This window comes from Pseudomonas sp. NPDC087336, from assembly GCF_044744285.1.
Taxonomy (GTDB): domain Bacteria; phylum Pseudomonadota; class Gammaproteobacteria; order Pseudomonadales; family Pseudomonadaceae; genus Aquipseudomonas.
This window is the reverse complement of record NZ_JBIUYA010000009.1, coordinates 1-18,462: the sequence shown is the minus strand read 5'-3', so window position 1 is coordinate 18,462 and position 18,462 is coordinate 1. Positions and strand designations below refer to the sequence as shown.

17 protein-coding genes are annotated in these 18,462 nt (G+C 61.5%); 13 read left to right on the top strand and 4 right to left on the bottom strand.

Features of this window, described 5'->3' with window-relative positions:
- From ACIO0C_RS10955 to ACIO0C_RS10945, 3 genes are all read right to left on the bottom strand, one after another.
- On the bottom strand, positions 1 to 1,329 hold the full coding sequence (locus tag ACIO0C_RS10955) for a glycosyltransferase (RefSeq protein ID WP_401311494.1): 1,329 nt from the start codon (positions 1,327 to 1,329) through the stop codon (positions 1 to 3).
- On the bottom strand, positions 1,326 to 2,723 hold the full coding sequence (locus ACIO0C_RS10950; RefSeq protein ID WP_401311491.1) for a diguanylate cyclase domain-containing protein: 1,398 nt from the start codon (positions 2,721 to 2,723) through the stop codon (positions 1,326 to 1,328). Before ACIO0C_RS10950 ends, ACIO0C_RS10955 begins: the two co-directional genes overlap by 4 nt.
- A 466-nt stretch (positions 2,724 to 3,189) precedes the next feature.
- Complete coding sequence (locus ACIO0C_RS10945; RefSeq protein ID WP_401311488.1) at positions 3,190 to 4,083, bottom strand: LysR family transcriptional regulator; 894 nt, start codon at positions 4,081 to 4,083, stop codon at positions 3,190 to 3,192.
- Positions 4,084 to 4,217: 134 nt separating this feature from the next.
- Here ACIO0C_RS10945 and ACIO0C_RS10940 point away from each other — a divergent pair, with 134 nt between their 5' ends.
- Positions 4,218 to 5,480: an MFS transporter gene (locus ACIO0C_RS10940; protein ID WP_401311485.1), complete on the top strand. Its 1,263-nt coding sequence runs from the start codon at positions 4,218 to 4,220 to the stop codon at positions 5,478 to 5,480.
- A gap of 6 nt (positions 5,481 to 5,486) precedes the next feature.
- On the opposite strand, the gene ACIO0C_RS10935 is transcribed toward ACIO0C_RS10940, so the two are convergent.
- Positions 5,487 to 5,936: a cupin domain-containing protein gene (locus ACIO0C_RS10935; RefSeq protein WP_401311482.1), complete on the bottom strand. Its 450-nt coding sequence runs from the start codon at positions 5,934 to 5,936 to the stop codon at positions 5,487 to 5,489.
- Between the two features lie 285 nt (positions 5,937 to 6,221).
- On the opposite strand from ACIO0C_RS10935, the gene ACIO0C_RS10930 reads away from it, so the two are divergent.
- The 12 genes from ACIO0C_RS10930 to ACIO0C_RS10875 form a co-directional block, all read left to right on the top strand.
- Positions 6,222 to 7,073 (top strand): putative selenate ABC transporter substrate-binding protein, encoded by an 852-nt coding sequence (locus ACIO0C_RS10930; protein WP_401311479.1) that lies wholly within the window; start codon positions 6,222 to 6,224, stop codon positions 7,071 to 7,073.
- The gene (locus ACIO0C_RS10925) at positions 7,070 to 7,867 is read left to right on the top strand and encodes a phosphonate ABC transporter ATP-binding protein (RefSeq protein ID WP_401311476.1); all 798 of its coding nucleotides are present in this window, start codon (positions 7,070 to 7,072) and stop codon (positions 7,865 to 7,867) included. The genes ACIO0C_RS10930 and ACIO0C_RS10925 overlap by 4 nt, the downstream gene beginning before the upstream one ends.
- Positions 7,861 to 8,688, top strand: coding sequence for an ABC transporter permease (locus tag ACIO0C_RS10920; RefSeq protein WP_282488193.1), 828 nt, complete (start codon positions 7,861 to 7,863; stop codon positions 8,686 to 8,688). The genes ACIO0C_RS10925 and ACIO0C_RS10920 overlap by 7 nt, the downstream gene beginning before the upstream one ends.
- Positions 8,685 to 9,452 (top strand): phosphonate ABC transporter, permease protein PhnE, encoded by a 768-nt coding sequence (phnE, locus tag ACIO0C_RS10915; protein ID WP_179054125.1) that lies wholly within the window; start codon positions 8,685 to 8,687, stop codon positions 9,450 to 9,452. The genes ACIO0C_RS10920 and phnE overlap by 4 nt, the downstream gene beginning before the upstream one ends.
- Before the next feature lie 152 nt (positions 9,453 to 9,604).
- Positions 9,605 to 10,024 (top strand): organic hydroperoxide resistance protein, encoded by a 420-nt coding sequence (locus tag ACIO0C_RS10910; RefSeq protein ID WP_401311472.1) that lies wholly within the window; start codon positions 9,605 to 9,607, stop codon positions 10,022 to 10,024.
- A 632-nt stretch (positions 10,025 to 10,656) separates the two neighbouring features.
- Positions 10,657 to 11,787, top strand: a complete 1,131-nt coding sequence (locus ACIO0C_RS10905; RefSeq protein WP_401311469.1) for a PAS domain-containing protein — start codon at positions 10,657 to 10,659, stop codon at positions 11,785 to 11,787.
- Positions 11,784 to 13,220 (top strand): sigma-54 interaction domain-containing protein, encoded by a 1,437-nt coding sequence (locus ACIO0C_RS10900; protein WP_401311466.1) that lies wholly within the window; start codon positions 11,784 to 11,786, stop codon positions 13,218 to 13,220. The genes ACIO0C_RS10905 and ACIO0C_RS10900 overlap by 4 nt, the downstream gene beginning before the upstream one ends.
- A gap of 299 nt (positions 13,221 to 13,519) precedes the next feature.
- On the top strand, positions 13,520 to 14,122 hold the full coding sequence (locus tag ACIO0C_RS10895) for a dimethylamine monooxygenase subunit DmmA family protein (protein WP_401311463.1): 603 nt from the start codon (positions 13,520 to 13,522) through the stop codon (positions 14,120 to 14,122).
- Positions 14,119 to 15,087 carry a PDR/VanB family oxidoreductase gene (locus ACIO0C_RS10890; protein ID WP_401311460.1) on the top strand — a complete coding sequence of 323 codons (969 nt, stop codon included), beginning with the start codon at positions 14,119 to 14,121 and terminating at the stop codon, positions 15,085 to 15,087. The genes ACIO0C_RS10895 and ACIO0C_RS10890 overlap by 4 nt, the downstream gene beginning before the upstream one ends.
- Before the next feature lie 18 nt (positions 15,088 to 15,105).
- On the top strand, positions 15,106 to 16,146 hold the full coding sequence (locus tag ACIO0C_RS10885) for a heme-dependent oxidative N-demethylase family protein (RefSeq protein ID WP_401311457.1): 1,041 nt from the start codon (positions 15,106 to 15,108) through the stop codon (positions 16,144 to 16,146).
- Positions 16,147 to 16,355: 209 nt separating this feature from the next.
- Positions 16,356 to 17,891 (top strand): APC family permease, encoded by a 1,536-nt coding sequence (locus ACIO0C_RS10880; protein ID WP_401311454.1) that lies wholly within the window; start codon positions 16,356 to 16,358, stop codon positions 17,889 to 17,891.
- 128 nt (positions 17,892 to 18,019) lie between these two features.
- Positions 18,020 to 18,462 (top strand): aldehyde dehydrogenase family protein (locus tag ACIO0C_RS10875; protein ID WP_401311452.1); only part of this gene is annotated, 443 nt, incomplete at its 3' end.

The window sequence follows — 18,462 nt, the reverse complement described above, 5'->3', positions numbered from 1 at the left end:
TCAAAACCTCGTGGCGCGACTGAGCACCCACCACGGTGCCATCGAGCTTTCTTCATGGCCGCGACGGAATATCTCGTTAAGCATGGCCACGACGCTCCAGCACCGCAGCAGCAGCATGAACAACGGGAAGAAAGGCACCAGCAGCCCCAGTACCATGTCTTGTCGAGGCCGGTCGGACACCATCACCAACATGGCCGAGAACATCAGCAGGGTAATCATCAGATACAGCAGATAGATCAGCGCAAACAGAAACAACAGCGTCTTGCCCGGCAGGATGAACAGCGCCAGCAAGGTGTAGATGAAGATGATGAACGGCAGCACCAACTGAAAGAAGAAGCCCGTGAGCAGGATCATCAGGAAAGTGCGCCAGCCCAACAAGGTGGGGCTGATGTTGTGGTTGTGCTTTCTGATGTAGAGAAAAAACAGATCGCCATCCCAGCGCAAGCGCTGCATCAGGAACTGGCTCAGCGTCGCCGGCGCATCGGTATGCCCTACCGCTTCCGGCTCGAAGGGAATCCTCAGGTCATGTCGCTTGAAGTAGCTCTTGATGCGCAACGTCAGGTCCAGATCCTCGGCGGTGTGAGTGTTCCAGCCACCGATTTTCACCAGGAAACTGCGACGGAACGCGCCAAAGGCGCCGGAAACGTTGTTGACCAGGTTCCATTCGGCCAGACCGATTTTCGACATATGAATCGACAGCAGGTACTCCAGCGCCTGCATCGCTGTCACCCAGGAGCCCCAGACATTGCGCACCCGCAGGCTACCGGCTACCGCAGGCACCTTAGGGTCCTCGAAATGCCGCACGATGGAGGCGACCATATTGTTGTCGAAGGATGTATCGCCATCGAGCGCCATTACGATTTCACCGCCTGCCAGAGACAGGCCGGCGTTCAGCGACGACACCCGCCCGCCCCGCTGCCATTTGGCGATCGGCCGTAAATGACGCTTGGGGTATAACTGCGGGTCCACCTTGAAACTGCGAACGGCATCGAGCGTCGGCTGGTTCACCGTGGCGCCATCCACCACCGGAATCATCTCGATGTGGCCGCCATAGGTTTGCTCGCACAGGCTCAACAGCGTGGTCTGAACGTCCATGCCTTCGCTGTAGCAGGTAATAATGCAAGAAACCTTGGGCCGATAAACACTGATTTTCGGCACGCTGGTGCGCCGACGTGCGAACCAGCGCAATACCCCCAGCAGCACGATGATAATCATCGGCAATTCGAACATCAGAAACGCTGGAAAAAGCATGTAGAACAAGCGGCTCATTCCATCCGGCCCCGAGAGCGCGCTGAGTGCGTTCATCAGTTGCTCCAGGAAAGGGCTCATGGTGTATCACCCAACTCTCCGGCCATGCGCGCCAGCAAGAGTTCGCCATCTTCTTGATCGAGAAGATCCTGGGGTGCGGTGATGCTGATGACGCGCAGGGTAATGTCGCTGACCTCCGGTGCCGAAAACAGCTCGGCGACCCGGCCCAGGCGCTGTTTGACGATTTCCAGCCCCTTCTCGTCGGTATGGGGAAGCATGATCCAGAGAAACTCTTCGGTACTGCGCGAGCAGCGGTCCGTTTCCCTGACAGTTTCCTTCAAGCGATCGGCCACGCTATCGATAAAGGCATGACCGCGCTGTTCACCCAGGTGCGACAACGCACCGGCCAGGTTGACGAAGCGTAGGCCGATCAGCGAGAACTCAGGCACCGGGTGGCGGCGCACAATCTGCATCTGCCAGGTCAGCAGATCATAGAAGTCCTTGCCGCCTAATAGATTGAGCCGACCGAAATGCTCAACCGATTTTTCACTGAACTCCTGGCGGCAACGGAAACGCCCAGCCTCGGACAGGCGCAAATCCCTGATTTCGCGTATGCGCAGCTTGTCTGGCGTGTGTGACAGACCACAATCCAGGCAGCGCGCCTGCACCTCGGCATCGACAAAAAACGCCTGGCAGGAACGACAGCGATAATTCTCCATCGGGCGGTCGTAATCACTGCCGATGTGGCGCAGCCGATTCAGACAGTTGGGGCACAACAACACCCCGTCCTTGAGAAATGATTCCTGTGCCCCGACGTGGCCGCAGGTAAAGCAGTGCAATGAGGGCTGCCGTGCTATGTCCAGGGAGTGACATTCGGCACACACGTCAATGTAATTGAGCCGGCCCGAACCACAATCCGAACAGAGTCGGACGCGATCGACCAGAACCCCTTCTTCCAGCCAGTCCTGTTGCACCATCAGGCTCAGCCAGACGAACGTGTTGACCTGCTCGGTGTCTGCCAGGACATCCAGCAACGGATAGCGATAGTGCTGAGGCACCTGCGGATCGCGCAAGGCAAGTACCTGAGCGCCGTCGCGCAACCACAGCCAGGAAAGCACCCGGCTTTCAAAGCGCTCAGGCGCAGAGCCATGGTTGAACAGCCTGAAGCGGTCGCGCCACACGCTCCAGAACTTCTTTATTTCGCTGGTCTCCACAGGACACGCGCCATCGCCCAAGGCTTCACACCAGCCATCCTGATCACGGCAGCAGTAAATGAGCGTGTAGCGGTAAGGGGGAAGTGAGCGCAATTTTCGAAGCACTTTCCCGGCATACGCCGCTGGCATGTCCAGCAGCACCACGTCAAAGGGTTCGGCAGCCAGCAAACTGCCCAGGTCGGTAAAGTGTTCAAGCTCTGGAAGGTTCAGGCTTGGCACTCTATTACCAAATATCGCAATCCGCGGATTTGAAGTCGGCATGTCGCACGTCCTCTCCTGACAGACAAGTGCGGTTAATTGGAGGTAGGAACACTAACACCCCATATAAGAAACGTACGTATTTATTTGAAGTTATTTTTTGACATGGGAAAAGCGAAAAATCCACAACCACTCGTCGCCCAAGATAATGGAGTGACTATATGGATCCTATTTCATTGAAAGAGCAACACAGCCAACACAAGGCGTTGATATTTATATAATTAAAATTAACAACAAACCAATCAATCCACAATCCTCAACACTAGCAAGTGAGAGTCCATTCCAATTACAGCCAACTCATCTGACATCCCATCTATATGCTGATACTCCGCTCAATTCCAGAAGTTCAGATTTTCTTATACCAATATAATCGTCACATAGCGCCACCGAGAACATAAGAAACTAGTCACGCTAATGATACAGCCATTAATTTAATATCAAACATCATAAATAAGAAGAAGATTGATTATCAGCCAGAAGCACAGACATCCCTCAGGCAGCCACGCAGCCAGCGATGCACCGGGTCGGCATCCAGCCGCGGATGCCAAAGCATCGCCACGGTAATTTCCGGCAGCGACAGCGGCAGTGCAAAGCTGTGCATGCCTGAGCGCAGGTTGGCGGTATGGCGCTCAGGCACATTGGCAACAAGATCGCACGATCGGGCAAGCGTCAGCGCGGTGGAGAAACCGGCGACCATGGTCGCGATGTGCCGCTGCAGACCGAGCGATCCCAGGGCTTCATCGATCGGCCCCTTCTCCACTCCCCTGCGCGACACGCTGATGTGACTGTGCGCGGCAAAACGCGCGGCTGACATCTCGCCCTCGCACAGCGGATGGCCCGCGCGCACCACGCCGATGAAGCGATCGCGAAACAACCCTTGGGTACGCAGTTCCGGGCCTGCGGCCTGGCCCACCACGCCGGTTTCCAGATCGACCGTGCCGTCGCGCAGGGCAGTGCTGTCCTTGTCGGTTTTATGCACGAAGCGCAGACGGATGCCCGGTGCCTGGTGGGCGACGCGGGCGATCAGCGCAGCGCCGAAGTTTTCGACAAAACCTTCGCTGGTACGCAAGGTGAATGTGCGCAATACGTGCATGAGGTCAGGTTGCTCGGCCGGGCGCAGCACCGCCTGTGCATCCTGCACCAGTTGACCGACCCGTTCACGCAACTCCAGGGCGCGCGGCGTAGGCACCAGGCCGCGACCGGCCCTGACCAGCAGCGGATCGCCGGTGGTTTCACGCAATCGCGCCAGCGCCCTGCTCATCGCCGACGGACTCAGGCGCAGGCGCTTGGCGGCGCGGGCGACACTGCCCTCTGCCAGCAGCGCATCGAGGGTGATCAGCAGGTTGAAATCGGGTGTGGACATGCGTGGTCCTAAGCGTCGGATGATATGGCGTTATGTGCACGCATTCAGTGCAACCCATGTGCCTTCCGCCATATTAGGTCCCAGCGTAGATTTCTGATAGCTCCAATCGGGAGTGGCCAGGAAGGAGGCACGACATGAATGACGGTTCTGCAGTCGCGGCAGTTGCTCAACGCACGCCGTCGGTAAAAGGGGCGCTGGCCAGCCTGTCGTTGGCGATGTTGTTGTCATCGCTGGGTACCAGCATCGCCAACGTCGGTTTGCCATCGTTGACCCAGGCATTCAGCGCGTCCTTTCAACAGGTGCAGTGGGTCGTCATCGCCTATCTGCTGGCCATTACCACCTTGATCGTCAGCGTCGGTCGACTCGGTGACCTTGTCGGCCGGCGCCGGTTGCTGCTGTGGGGCATTGCCCTGTTCACATTGGCGTCGGCCTTGTGCGGCCTGGCGCCCAGTCTGGGCCTGCTGATCGCTGCCAGGGCCCTGCAAGGCCTGGGCGCGGCGGTCATGATGGCGCTGACCATCGCGTTTGTCGGCGATACGGTGGCCAAGGGCAAGACCGGTGGCGCCATGGGCCTGCTGGGAACAATGTCGGCCATTGGCACCGCGATGGGCCCGGCGCTCGGGGGCGTGCTGATCGGCGAATTCGGCTGGCGCTCGATGTTCCTCGTCTGCGTGCCCCTGGGTCTGTCGACATGGCTGCTCGCACAACGCTACTTGCCCGGAGATGGTCAAGCGCATAACGGGCGTACGAGTTTCGATTCGCTGGGCACGCTGTTACGGGCCCTGTTTCGCGATACGAGACTGCGCGGAAGCCTCGCCATGAGCCTGCTGGTGACGAGCGTGATGATGACCACGCTGCTGGTCGGGCCGTTCTACCTCTCGCAGACCCTGGGGTTGACGACTGCGGAGATCGGCCTGGTGTTGTCGGTCGGGCCGCTGGTCGCCGCGCTGACCGGTGTGCCCGCCGGACGTATCGTCGACCGTTGCGGTGCACCTGGCATGACCCTCGCCGGGCTTGTGGGCATGGCGTTCGGCTGCTTGATGTTGTCTGTCGTGCCCGAGACGTACGGCATCGGCGGCTACCTCGCCCCCATGGTCATCGTCACCTTGGGCTACGCGCTGTTCCAGACCGCCAACAACACCGCCGTCATGCTCGACGTGCCGCCCGATCAACGCGGTGTAGTGTCCGGCCTGCTCAATCTGTCGCGCAATCTGGGGCTTGTCACCGGGGCCTCGGCGTTGGGTGCCGTGTTCGCCTTGGCATCGGCAAGCGTCGACATCGGCACCGCGCAGCCGCAGGCCATTGCCAGCGGCATGCGCATGACCTTTCTGGTCGCGCTGGGGCTGATTGTCGTTGCCTGCCTGATCGCGTGGCGCAGGCAGGCTGACGCGCGGTAGAGGCGCTTATTGCTCCAGTTTCACCAGCGGCGTGTCTTTCTTGACGATGTAGGTCGCCAGTTCCGACGCCTTGCCCTGGCCGACGTTCCTGGCCACATGGGCGGTACCGGCCGGGATGTACAAGGAGTCACCGGCCTTGAGCGTAATGGTCGGTTGTCCTTCGAGTTGATATTCGAAGGTGCCGTCGATGACGTAGGCCACTTCCACCCCGGGGTGCGAGTGTTTCGGCGACACCACGCCCGGATCGAAATCAACGCGCACCTGGATGACTTCGCGCCCGGCGACATCCAGGTCACGGCGTACCAGGTCCGTGCGCTTGAGACCAGCCTGCCAGTTTTTTGCAGGGGGCTGGCCCGCCTCCTGGGCTTGGGCAAGGCCGGTGAAAGCACTGAGTGTCGCAGTGACGAGGGCAACGCCGAGCAGGCCTGCCGCGTAGCGGGTGGGGGTTCGGGACATCATTATTCTCCAATGAGCGCAGGGTAGAAAAGCGCGGGGTGCCGTTGTGCGGCTTGTTGCATTACGCCCTCGCCGTGTATCGTCTGCGTGTCCAGCCACCCCGTTTTTTGTATGCGAACGTAGCGTTGCGAACGACGGATACGTTGCGATACACACCCTTTCAAGGTTCTTTCACCGGCAAGCCGTGCTCCTATAATCACTGACACTTGCGCTACCCTCAAGAAGCGCCTGGCGGCAACCCGTGTGCCAGGCGTCTACTTGCGCTAATGAACCGGAGAACTTTACATGCTCAAACGCACCCTGGCCTTGGCTGTCGGCCTGACCCTGTCGCTTTCCACTCTGATGGCGCAGGCTGCCGACACCCTGAAGGTCAGCGCCATTCCGGATGAAGCCCCCACCGAACTGCTACGCAAGTTCCAGCCCCTGGGCACTTATCTGGAACAGCAATTGGGCATGAAGGTCGAGTTCGTGCCTGTCAGCGACTACCCGGCCGTGGTCGAGGCGCTGGCCACCGACCGGATCGACCTGGCCTGGCTGGGCGGTTTCACCTTCGTCCAGGCGCGCCTGAAAACCGGTAATGCCACGCCATTGGTGCAGCGCGAACAGGACGCCCAGTTCACCAGCAAGTTCATCACCGCTGACCCGAACGTCAAGTCCCTCGCCGACCTCAAGGGCAAGACCTTCGCCTTCGGTTCGGTGTCCTCGACGTCTGGCAGCTTGATGCCGCGCTACTTCATGCTGCAGGACGGCATCAAGCCGGAAACGTTCTTCAGTCGCGTGGGCTACTCCGGTGCCCATGACGCCACCGTTGCCTGGGTCCAGGCGGGCAAAGTCGACGCCGGTGTGCTGAACGCCAGCGTCTGGGAAAAACTGGAAAAGGCCGGCAAGGTCGACACCAGCAAGGTCAAGGTATTCGCCACCACGCCGGCTTACTACGACTACAACTGGACTGTGCGCGGCACCCTCGATCCGGCCCTGGCAGCGAAGATCAAGGCCGCCTTCCTCGCGCTCGATCCGGCGAACCCTGAGCAAAAAGCGATCCTGGACTTGCAGGCCGCCAGCCGCTTCATCGAGACCCGGCCCGAGAACTACAAGGGCATCGAGGAAGCCGCACGCGCTGCCGACCTGCTGAAATGACATTGCACCTGACCCGGGTCAGCCTCACCCACACCAATGGCGTACAGGCGCTGCGCAGCCTGGACTTGCACATCGAAGCCGGTGAACAGGTCGCCATCATCGGCCCGTCCGGCGCGGGCAAGTCGAGCCTGCTCAACGTCCTCGCCACCGGACTGCGCCCTGGCAACGGCGAATTGCAGGTGCTGGGTGAACAGCCCTGGCATCTGTCGGCGCGCCAGCGCCAACGCCTGCGCGCGCGTATCGGCCTGGTGCATCAAGCACCGCCGCTGCCACCGCGCCAGCGGGTGATCACTGCAGTGCTGGCGGGAAAAATCGGCCAATGGGGATTGGGCAAGAGCCTGTTGAACCTGGTGCATCCGTTGGATGTTCCGGGGGCTCGCGCGGCATTGGCCAGGCTGGACCTGCACGACAAGCTCTTCACCCAGTGCCAGCAATTGTCCGGCGGTCAACTGCAACGCGTGGGCATTGCCCGGGTGCTGTACCAGGCCCCGGAGGTATTGCTGGCCGATGAACCGGTGTCGGCCATGGACCCGGTGCTGGCCGGCCATACGCTCAAGGTCCTCTGCGAGCATGCGCGCGAGCACGCCGTGACCCTGGTCGCCAGCCTGCACGCGGTGGACCTGGCGCTGGCGCACTTCTCGCGGATCATCGGCTTGCGTGACGGGCAGATCCTCTTCGACCTGCCGGCCAGCGCCGTCGACCGCGAGCAACTCGATGCACTCTACGCCAACGAACAGTTGCAGCCCTCACCGCCCCCGGTCCTCCCCTTGAGTGTGCAGATTCCCCGATGCTGAGCCGTGACACCCGTGACCCCGCCGCCCGACCACGCCTGCTCCTAAGCCTGTTGGCGATTGCCCTGTTGTGGCCGGGCTTGCGCTTGAGCGAACTGGACCTGAGTGTGTTGCTGGCCAGTGACAACCGGGGCGAGATGGGTCGCTTTGTCGCGACCTTCTGGCCGCCCGCCCATGGCGCAGAATTCCTCGAGCTGTTGTGGCAAGCCACCTTGCAGACCCTGGCCATCGCCACGGCCGGCATGGCCCTGGCGCTGCTCCTGGCGATCCCCGCCAGCCTGCTGGCCAGCCGCGCGCTGTCGTTGTCGGCTGCGTCCCGCGCCGGTCGCCCGAGCCAGTGGGGGCAACTGCTGCGCTGGCCGGTGCGCGGCGTGCTGATTTTCCTGCGCAGCGTGCCGGAAATCGTCTGGGCGCTGCTGTTCGTGCGCGCCGTTGGCCTGGGCCCGACGGCCGGGGTCCTGGCCATTGCGATTACTTACAGTGGCATGCTGGGCAAGGTCTACGCGGAAATCTTCGAGTCGGTCGACCAACGCCCCGCCCACGCGTTGCTGCAAGCCGGCAGTGGTCGGCTGGCGGCATTCAGTTACGGGATCCTGCCCAATGTCGCGGCGGAATTGTTGTCGTACACGGTGTACCGGTGGGAATGCGCTATTCGCGCTTCGGTGGTGATGGGCTTCGTCGGGGCCGGTGGCCTGGGCCAGCAAATCGACCTGTCGATGCGCATGTTCGCCGGCGGTGAGGTGGCCAGCCTGTTGCTGACCTTCCTCGTCCTGGTGCTGTTCGCCGATCAGTTGAGCAGGCTGCTGCGCTGGAGGCTGGCATGAAGCGCCTGGTCAACCTGCTGCTGGTGCTGTGCATCGGCACCGCGGTGCTCACTTCGTTCCGCTACCTGGGCATCGACCTCGGTGAACTGGGCGCCAGTGGCAACCTGAAACAGATGGCCGCCTATGTGCAGCGCTTTCTCAGCCCGGACCTGAGCACGGGGCATTTGCAGGCCATTGCCCGCGGCGCGCTGGAAACCCTTGCGATGTCAGCCCTGGGCACGCTGTTGGCAACAGTGTTCGGCTTGCTGCTGGCGTTGCCTGCGGCGGGTCGATTCGGCTGGCCGTTGCAGGGACTGTCGCGCCTGATACTCAATGCCTTGCGCGCGATTCCGGAACTGGTGTGGGCGGTGCTGATGGTCCTGGCCGCCGGGCTTGGCCCCAATGCCGGCACCCTGGCCTTGGCGCTGCACACGACCGGTGTGCTGGGCCGGCTGTTTGCCGAAGCACTGGAAAATACCCCGCCAGAACCTGCCGATGCGATCCGCCTGCAGGGGGGCAACGCCATAGGGGCGTTCTGCTACGGCACCCTGCCCAATCTGTTCCCGCAGTTGCTGGCCTATATCCTGTACCGCTGGGAAAACAACATTCGCATGGCCAGCGTGCTCGGTTTCGTGGGTGCCGGTGGCCTGGGACAAATGCTCTACCTCAGCCTCAGCCTGTTCCAGGAGGCCCAGGCCAGTACGGTCATACTCGCGATGCTGGTGTTGGTGTTTGCCGTCGACACCCTGAGCAGCTGGAGTCGCCAGCGCTGGGTGAAAGCCTGAGTTTTTGTATCAATGTGTATTGATCGCCGGCGAACGTACACAGCGATACACATCCGTCGGTTCAGGACACATTTCCATGACATGAAGATGAAACAGTGGGTGGGTCGCACTTCAGCCAGGACTGAAGCCCCCAACCTCAGCAGGAGTCTTGCATGATCAATCAAATCGAAACTGTCCTTTACACTGGCAGGACCGTGACCACTGGCGGCCGTCAAGGCGAGTCGCGCAGTGACGACGGCCGCCTGGACATCAAGCTGTCCCCGCCCGGTTCTTCCGGCAGCGGCACCAATCCGGAACAGCTGTTGGGTGCGGGCTGGTCGGCTTGCTTCATCGGCGCCATGGGCAAGGCAGCCACTGCGTTGAAGGTGAGCCTGCCAGCTGACGTGAACGTTGCCACCGAAGTCGATCTGGGCAATACCGGCAACGCCTATTTCCTTCAGGCGCGCCTGAATGTCAGCCTGCCGGGCCTGGACCCTATGCTGGCCAGGACGCTGGTGGACGCGGCGCATCAGACTTGCCCGTACTCCAAGGCAACCCGTGGCAATATCGATGTCACGATCAACCTGGTATGACAGACAAACAAATGCCCCGGAGTTCGGGGCATTTGATCTTGGCTAGCTGCATATATTCAGCTGCACAAGTCGGCTTCAAGAGCCAAGTAGGTGGCCAGCGCTGGTCTCTGGCTTACGAGGTTTATCAGGACTCCCACAGCAGCAGCAATAAGCGCTGCCCTGCTTCACACGGCATAAGGGCTGGATCTCAGCGCGGAGATCTTTCTAACCGTGTACCCTTCGGAGCGCGCCCCACGCGTCCTCGCTATCCGCTTGCGCATCAGTCTGCGTTTTCACCTACAACCTCAGATTAGCAAAACACTCGGGGTGTGGAACGGTATTTTTAGATCGATTTTTTCCTGTAGGAGCCGGGGGGGGGGCGGGGGGCGGGGGGGGGGGGGCGGGGGGCCCCCCCCCCCCGGCCCCCCCGCCCCCCCCCCCCCCCCCCCCCCCCCCGGCTCCTACAATACCTGTGATCTCATCAACGCGCTGCGCGTTTGCCGATTATGCTGCAATAACGCAGCACTCGGTCATCAGGCTGCGCGCATGCCCTCCTGTTCAATGGCTTTTGAGTTGGCATGCGATATGCCCTTGTCAAATTGCCCTGGCCCTGTGTGCCCAGGTCCCATTAGCCGAATCGAGCCGATCCACCGATGGATATCCTGAATTTGCTGGTAACCAAAGCCCAGCCCCTGACCAGTACTGTCGCCGCCGACGGGCAATTACTCAACCTGTCCTCCAGCCTGAGCGATCAATTGGGCTATGCGCCTGAAGAGCTGCTCAACCAGCCGATCGAACGCGTATTGAGTCTGGAGTCGCTGCGCACGGTGCAGGCGCTGTTTGCCAACCCGCCCGCCGACGAATTGGTCAACAGCCTGGAACTGACCCTGATTCGCCGCAACGGCGGCCTGCTGCCTGTGATTGCCAGCGGTCTGCTGCAATGGCGCGACGTGCAGCCGGCACGCCTGCACCTGTTGAAGATTCCGTTGGGCACGCTGGGGCACCGGCTGCGGGAAATGCACAACGCCAACGAGGTGATGAACCAGATGCTGCAAAGCGCAAAGGTCGCCTATTGGTGCATCGAGTTCGCCGAGGCGGTGGACATCAACCATGTCCCGGATGAAATCGTGCGCCAGGTGTTCGAAAACGACTCCCATTGGCGCCTGTGCAACCGGGCCATGGCCGAGGTGTACGAGATGCCCTCGGATGTCGACTTCAACCAGCAACCGGTGCGCCTGTACTGGCCGCGCAGCCCGGCCAACGAAGAATTCGTGCGGCGCCTGATCGAAGCCGGGTTTCACGTCGACGGTGCACTGTCGGTGGATCGCCGCCACGATGGCTCGCCTGCCTATGTGGAAAATGACGTGCGGGCCACCATCATCAATGGCCAGCTGTTGCGCATGTGGGGCAGCATTCGTGACGTCAGCCAGGAGTTGCGCATGCAGCACGATGCCGAGCAACGCATCGATGCCTTGCGCCGGGTCTTCGATGCCGTGCCCGACGCGGTGCTGGTGATCGATGAACACCTGCAACCGCAATGGCGCAACGCAGCCTTCGAGGACACCTTCGGCATCACCCATGGCGCCGGCATCGCCCGTTTGCTGCTGGACAATGCCTTGCCCGAACGCACCTGGCACAGCCTGCCCTTGCCGGACCTGAGCGGGCGCGACCTGAACTTCAACGTGCATTGCTCGCGCATCCTGATTCGCGAAGGCGTGGCCTGGCGCGTGGCGGTGTTTCGCGAAAGCCAGGGCGTTCGCACTCCCCTAGAGTTGCACCCATGAAAGACACCAACCTGCCACCCACCTTGCAGATGGGCATGCGCTCTTCGGTCAATGTCAGCAGCGAAGTGCTGGGCGCGCTGCTGGAAACACCTGCCTTGCATGCCTTGCTCGACAGCTTCAGCGAAGCGCTGATCGTCACGGATGGCGAAGGACGGCTGCGCTTTATCAACCTGGCCGCCGAACGCGTCAACCGGCTGTCAAAACAGCAGGCCGTGGGGCTGTCCGAGAGTGATTTTTTCCAGCGTTCGGCGTTGAACTACGACGACTTCCTGGCAGCGCTGAACCGCGGTGGCAACAGTGCGTTGACCCGTTCCCGGGAAGGCCGGGTGCTGCTCAGCAGTACCCACGCGATCCCCACTGGCGCCTACGAAAAACCGTTCAGGATGCTCACCCAGAAAGACTTCGACGCCAGCCAGCCGCAGCGCCGGGCATCGCTCAACACCCGGCCACTGGAACCCCAGGGCCTGCGCGATCCCCAGGACAACGCCCTGCACCTGTCACCGCAGCTGTCGAGCATCGCCGACACCGGCGTGCGGGCTTTCCGTCGGCGCGCGCGCCTGTTGCTGCTGGGTGAGCCGGGGGTCGGCAAGACCGCCATCGCCCGGCACATCCATCGTGCCGCCGGCTGGGGCGATCGTCCGTTCATCCACGTCAATTGCGGGAGCATCCCGGAGAGCCTGTTCGAGTCCGAGATGTTCGGCTACGAGCGCGGCGCGTTTACCGGTGCCCTGCAGGGCGGCAAGCAAGGCTATATCGAAGCGGCGTCGGGCGGCACGTTATTCCTCGACGAGATCGGTGAGATCCCGTTGCACGTACAGGCCAAACTGCTGAAATTTCTCGAAGACAGCACGATCCAGTCGGTCGGTTCGCCCTTGAGCAAATCCGTGCAGGTACAAGTCATTGCCGCCACCAACAAGGACTTGCGTCATCTGGTGGACATGGGTGAGTTTCGCGCCGACCTTTATTATCGTCTCGCCGTGCTGCCGGTGGAGATTCCGCCGCTGCGCCAGCACCGGGATGACTTGCCGTTTCTCATGGACATCCTGCTGAGCCGCATCAATGGCGACCGCGTACCGTCCCTGAGCCTGTCCGCCGGGTGTCGCAAGCGCCTGATGAGTTACGACTTTCCGGGCAACATTCGCGAACTGGTGAACATTTTCGAACGCTTGGCGGTGCTGGCTGACGATGAGGCGCAGGAGCATCACCTGCCGGCCGAACTGCTGCAACCGGTGCGCGCCCGGGAACAGTCGGCCCCCTCGGTTGTGCACGATGAATCTTCGGACGACCCTCAGCAAAATCTCAAGCTTCAGGTTCAGCATTTTGAACGGCAGGTGATCTTGCGCGCGGTGCATTTGTGTGGGAGTAAGCGTAAGGCTGCGCAGCATCTGGGGATTGATATAGGGACGTTGATTCGCAAGCTGCAGCGCGACTGACTGTAGGTTGTTGATCGTTCCCACGCAGAGCGTGGGAACGATCAGGTCCAGCGCAACCATCCACAGCCAGGCCATTTTCGCTACGGTGCGGCCACCCGACTAAAAACGCTGCAAAAACGCCTAACCATAGTTATTTCTGCTTACACTTTTTCTCTCGAAAAATACTTACACCTTTAAAATCAATAACTTAAAGACTTGGCACGCCCTGTGCTCCTGCTATCTGCAACCCACCATCGTTGGGCTTTGCATCTGTGCCGACGTTCACCCGTCGAGCCGATAGCCAGGAGGAATAACAAGAAATGTTGATCACCGGGATCAAAAGTCGGCCGGTCTACGACCGGTTGCAACCTCTGCCGGGAGGCCTGCGGCACATCATTGCCGGGCAAGGCAGTGGCGGTCGCGCCATGTTGCGTTTGCTCGACGAGATGGCCGGGCTGGAGCGGCCCGTGACCTTGCTCTACTCCCTGGAGTCGTTTTCCGGCCAGGACTTCCTTACCCAATTGCAGCAACGCCCAGGTCACGATTTGCGTGTGTATGCCAGCAACCAGGCACTGATCGACGCCCTCGATGACCTGCTCGGCGACGCAAGAATGGGCACCCGCCTGTACCTCGCGGGCTCCGAAAGCTTCCTCGGCAGCGCCATGCAAGTGGCCACCCGCTTCGACCTCAATCGCGACGAAGTGCTACGCGAACACTCCGGCACGCTGGTGCGTCGGGTCTGGTGCGTGCACTGCGACACCTACACCGAGAACGTGACCCAACGCGTCTTCGACTGCCCCGGTTGCAGCCTGACGCTGGTGGTGCGCGACCACTATTCCCGGCGCCTGGCCGCATTCCAGGCGGTCAAGGCCGATGCCGAAGTACCGGGCGAACTGCCCCCAGCCGAGGAGCTTGATACATGAGCCAGAACAATGGGACGTTGAACCTGCGGGTGGCCCGCATCGAATCGGTGACCCCGCAAATCAAGCGCTTCACCCTGGTATCGCCAACCGGCGCGCACCTGCCCGCATTCTCCGGTGGCAGCCACGTGGTGGTGCTCATTGCCAGCCCGAACAATACGCTGCGCAACCCCTACTCGCTGCTGAGTTCGCCCTATGACACCAGTAGCTACCAGATCGCCGTGCGCCGGGTGGAAAACGGCCGTGGTGGTTCGATCGCACTGCACGACAGTGTCTGCGAAGGCGACCTGATCGAAGTCACGCCGCCGGTCAATCTGTTTGCGCTGATCAAGCAGGCACGCCTGCACCTGTTCATTGCCGGTGGAGTCGGTATCACGCCGGTGATCTCCCAGCTGGAGGAATTGCGCCTGAGCAAAGTGCCTTTCGAACTGCATTACGCGGTTCGCGGCGATGAGCACGCACAGTTGGGCAAAGAGCTGCAGCAGACCTACGGCAAGCAGGTCCACCTGTATCGCAAAGGTATCGAGGCACGCATGGATATCGGGCGGATCCTCGCCAATCGTCCGCTCGGCAGTCACGTTTATGCCTGCGGTCCGGACGCCATGATCGACGCCACCCTGGCGTGTGCCCGCGAGCTGGGCTGGACCGACAGCCACGTGCACTTCGAGCGGTTCCTCGAGCAAAGCAGCGGCGGCGAAGCCTTCAGCTTCACCCTGGGACGCAGTGGCGCAACCATCGAGGTCTCGCCTGACCAGACCATGCTCGAAGCGGTCGAGGCCGCGGGCTATAGCATGCCTTACCTGTGTCGTGGCGGCGCTTGTGGCCACTGCGAAACCGAGGTCCTGGAACTCGACGGCGAACTGCTGCACAGCGATGACTGGCTGTCGGACGAAGACAAGACCAGCCGCAAGAAAATCATGCCCTGCGTATCCCGCGCCAAATGCAATCGCCTGGTCATCGACCTCTGATCGACGGAAGACATAACAATGACAATCGAATTCAACCGCGACGAAACCTACCGCGACGACTACACCTTCGCCAACAGCCCGCAGACCATCGCCCGCGCGCCCTTCCCGTTCCCCGATGACGATTACATGTACTCGATGAACCTCGAGCCCCATGTTTCGGTCGGCGACGGCGCCTTGCGCGCGGCGTTCGATATCGACGAGCACTACATCAGCGAATGCCGGGACCGCGCCATTACCCTGGAGAAGGACCCGGGTATGCACTACGTCTCGGCGCCGCACATGATGGAGGCACAGTGGGACTTGCTGGAGCTGATCATGGAGTCTTACGCCCGCGATTACCCGCAGTACTTCACCCTGTCCCGTGAAGGTCGCCAATGGCACTGGACCAACCGCCTGCTGGACATCGACGATCACTTTACCTTCGGCGACCCGGCGACCCTGCCGTATGAGCCGATGGAATACGTGACCCGCCAGGCCCAGGGCGATTGGGTATTGCAGGAAGAACGCGACGGTACCCTGTACTGGGGCGCCGGGATCGCCACCCAGCGCGCCGACTACTCGCTGCGCTTCAACCTGGGCATGAGCTGGGAAGAATTCCACGGCCCGGTGCCACTGGTGAAGGAAATCGGCATGCTCGACCGCGCCCTGAAATTCCTCCTGCGCCTGCGCACCGGCCACCCGGTACGTCGCCTGAACTGGTCGCTGACGGTCAACCCGCGCCTTGAGGTCTCGGCCGAAAGCCTGCCCGAATGGGCACCGGACCGGACCATCGTGACGGCCGAAAACGCCGGCAAACTGGTGTACCTGCGCATCGAGTTGCAACCGCTGCACCGCCTGCCGCGCAGCAACGCCATTGTCTTTCCGATCCGCACCTACCTGCTCAGCCTCGAAGACATCGCCACCAACCCGGCATGGGCGCGGCGCATGCACCGGGTACTGCGCGACCTGAATCAGCAACTGGTCGATTACAAGGGCTTCAGCCGGTATCGCGACGCTGCTGTCGAGTGGCTGTCGCAGTACGACGATGGGCGTGACAGCGAGACAAAAAAACAAGCCTGAACGTAACCGCTCTTCGTAGGAGCGAGCGGGCGGCGATCCGACTTGCCCGCGAAAGCATTCTCGATGACGCCAAAAGCTTCGCCGGCAAGCCTGGCTCCTACGGGGACGGGGGTGTTTTTGAGGTTTCAACAGAACAACAAGCCCCAAACGGGCATTGGCGGGCCAACCCGCCAGCATTAATCCACTGCCATTGATAATGAGGAAATAACATGAGTGGCTCATCCAACACGCGTGCAAGCAGCGCCGATCAGGACGCGGAACAACTGCGCGCCCTCGGCTACAGCTCGGATTTCAATCGCAGCATGAGCCTGTGGGAGAACTTTTCCCTGGGCTTTACCTACCTGTCGCCGGTCGTCGGCGTCTATACCCTGTTCGGTTTGTGCCTGGCCGCCGGCGGCCCGCCGATGTTCTGGTCCTACCTGCTGATCGGTGCCGGGCAACTGCTGGTTTGCCTGATTTTTGGCGAAGTGGTGTCGCAGTTCCCGATTTCCGGCGGTGTCTACCCCTGGGCCCGTCGCCTGGTGGGCAAGCGCTGGGCGTGGATGGTCGGCTGGGTCTATGCCTGGGCGTTATGCGCAACCATCGCCGGGGTCGCGGTGGGTGCCGGTCCTTACCTGGCGATCATGCTGGGCTTCAATCCCGGCCCGGATGCCAACATCGTGATCGCCCTGGCGATCATCCTGCTGTCCACTGCACTGAATCTGGTGGGCACCAAGCTGCTGGCGCGGGTGGCGATGTTCGGTTTTCTCTGCGAACTGGTCGGCGCGATCCTGGTCGGTGGCTACCTGCTGATCTTCGAGCGTCATCAACCGCTCAGCGTGCTGTTCGACACCTTCAACCTTGAGGTCAATGGCTCGTACCTGCCGGCCTTCCTCGCGGCCTCCCTGGCTGGCTTGTTCCAGTACTACGGCTTCGAGGCCTGCGGCGATGTAGCGGAAGAAACCCCGAACCCGGGCAAGCGCATTCCCAAGGCCATGCGCATGACCATCTACATCGGCGGCGCGGCGGCGATGTTCGCGTGCCTGGCGTTGATCCTGTCGGTGCCGGACATGGCCAAAGTACTGGCCGGCGAAGACACCGACCCGGTCGCCACGATCCTGGCCAATGCCTTCGGCCCGGTCGGCTCTCGCCTGGTGATGGCGGTGGTCATGGTGTCGTTCATCTCCTGTGTGCTGAGCTTGCAAGCGGCGGCCAGCCGTCTGCTGTTCGCCTATGCCCGGGACGAGATGATCGTCGGCAGTTCGCTGTTCAAGCGCCTGTCGGCCAACCATGTGCCGTCGTTCGCGCTGCTGGTCAGCGGCCTGGTGCCGGCGGCGATCGTCTGCCTGGGCATGTTCATGGCCGATGCCGTGGCCACTATCGTCGGTTTTGCGGCGATCGGCATTTACGTCGCCTTCCAGTTGATCGTGGTCGCCGCGCTGATCGCCCGCGCCAAGGGCTGGCGCCCGAACGGTCAATTCACCCTGGGGGCCTGGGGCCTGTGGGTGAACCTCGCCGCACTGGTCTATGGCGTGTGCGCCATCGTCAACATGGTCTGGCCGCGCTCGCCGGATGCCGCCTGGTACATCAACTATTCGATGATCCTGACCACGCTGGTGGTGATGGGTGCGGGCCTGGTCTACATGCTGCTGGGCAAGCCCTATGACAAGGGCACGGCGCCAGCGGGGGATGCGTGGAAGTTTTCGAAGCCATTGGCAAAACCTGCTGACCTTGCCGGTGCTTCGGTAAACAGATCGGCGATCTGATAACAACAATCTCCTGTAGGAGCTGGCTTGCCGGCGAAAGCGGTGTGTCAGCCGACATCATTGTTGGCAGTGATGGCCCCTTCGCTGGCAAGCCAGCTCCCACAGGGAACCCGAACGAGGACAGACTCATGCAAACCCAACTCCTGATCAACGGCCAACTGCTCACCGGCGAAGGCCCCGCCCAACCGGTGTTCAACCCCGCGCTAGGCCGTGTGCTGGTGGAAATCAACGAAGCCAGCGAAGCCCAGGTCGATGCCGCCGTGCGCGCCGCCGATGCCGCGTTCGACAGCTGGTCGCACACCCCGCCCAAGGAACGTTCGCTGCTGCTGCTCAAACTCGCCGACGCCATCGAAGCCCATGGCGAAGAGTTGGCCAAGCTGGAATCGGACAACTGCGGCAAGCCCTACAGCGCCGCGCTCAACGATGAGATCCCGGCGATTGCCGACGTGTTCCGCTTCTTCGCCGGCGCCAGCCGTTGCATGAGCGGCTCGGCCGGGGGCGAATACCTGCCCGGCCACACCTCGATGATCCGCCGCGACCCGGTGGGGGTGATCGCCTCCATCGCGCCGTG

What these genes read in the sequence shown, in the direction of transcription:
- ACIO0C_RS10955 (WP_401311494.1), bottom strand. Translation starts at nt 1,329, where the DNA reads ATGAGCCCTTTCCTGGAGCAACTGATGAACGCACTCAGCGCGCTCTCG.
- ACIO0C_RS10950 (WP_401311491.1), bottom strand. Translation starts at nt 2,723, where the DNA reads ATGCCGACTTCAAATCCGCGGATTGCGATATTTGGTAATAGAGTGCCA.
- ACIO0C_RS10945 (WP_401311488.1), bottom strand. Translation starts at nt 4,083, where the DNA reads ATGTCCACACCCGATTTCAACCTGCTGATCACCCTCGATGCGCTGCTG.
- ACIO0C_RS10940 (WP_401311485.1), top strand. Translation starts at nt 4,218, where the DNA reads ATGAATGACGGTTCTGCAGTCGCGGCAGTTGCTCAACGCACGCCGTCG.
- ACIO0C_RS10935 (WP_401311482.1), bottom strand. Translation starts at nt 5,936, where the DNA reads ATGTCCCGAACCCCCACCCGCTACGCGGCAGGCCTGCTCGGCGTTGCC.
- ACIO0C_RS10930 (WP_401311479.1), top strand. Translation starts at nt 6,222, where the DNA reads ATGCTCAAACGCACCCTGGCCTTGGCTGTCGGCCTGACCCTGTCGCTT.
- ACIO0C_RS10925 (WP_401311476.1), top strand. Translation starts at nt 7,070, where the DNA reads ATGACATTGCACCTGACCCGGGTCAGCCTCACCCACACCAATGGCGTA.
- ACIO0C_RS10920 (WP_282488193.1), top strand. Translation starts at nt 7,861, where the DNA reads ATGCTGAGCCGTGACACCCGTGACCCCGCCGCCCGACCACGCCTGCTC.
- phnE (WP_179054125.1), top strand. Translation starts at nt 8,685, where the DNA reads ATGAAGCGCCTGGTCAACCTGCTGCTGGTGCTGTGCATCGGCACCGCG.
- ACIO0C_RS10910 (WP_401311472.1), top strand. Translation starts at nt 9,605, where the DNA reads ATGATCAATCAAATCGAAACTGTCCTTTACACTGGCAGGACCGTGACC.
- ACIO0C_RS10905 (WP_401311469.1), top strand. Translation starts at nt 10,657, where the DNA reads ATGGATATCCTGAATTTGCTGGTAACCAAAGCCCAGCCCCTGACCAGT.
- ACIO0C_RS10900 (WP_401311466.1), top strand. Translation starts at nt 11,784, where the DNA reads ATGAAAGACACCAACCTGCCACCCACCTTGCAGATGGGCATGCGCTCT.
- ACIO0C_RS10895 (WP_401311463.1), top strand. Translation starts at nt 13,520, where the DNA reads ATGTTGATCACCGGGATCAAAAGTCGGCCGGTCTACGACCGGTTGCAA.
- ACIO0C_RS10890 (WP_401311460.1), top strand. Translation starts at nt 14,119, where the DNA reads ATGAGCCAGAACAATGGGACGTTGAACCTGCGGGTGGCCCGCATCGAA.
- ACIO0C_RS10885 (WP_401311457.1), top strand. Translation starts at nt 15,106, where the DNA reads ATGACAATCGAATTCAACCGCGACGAAACCTACCGCGACGACTACACC.
- ACIO0C_RS10880 (WP_401311454.1), top strand. Translation starts at nt 16,356, where the DNA reads ATGAGTGGCTCATCCAACACGCGTGCAAGCAGCGCCGATCAGGACGCG.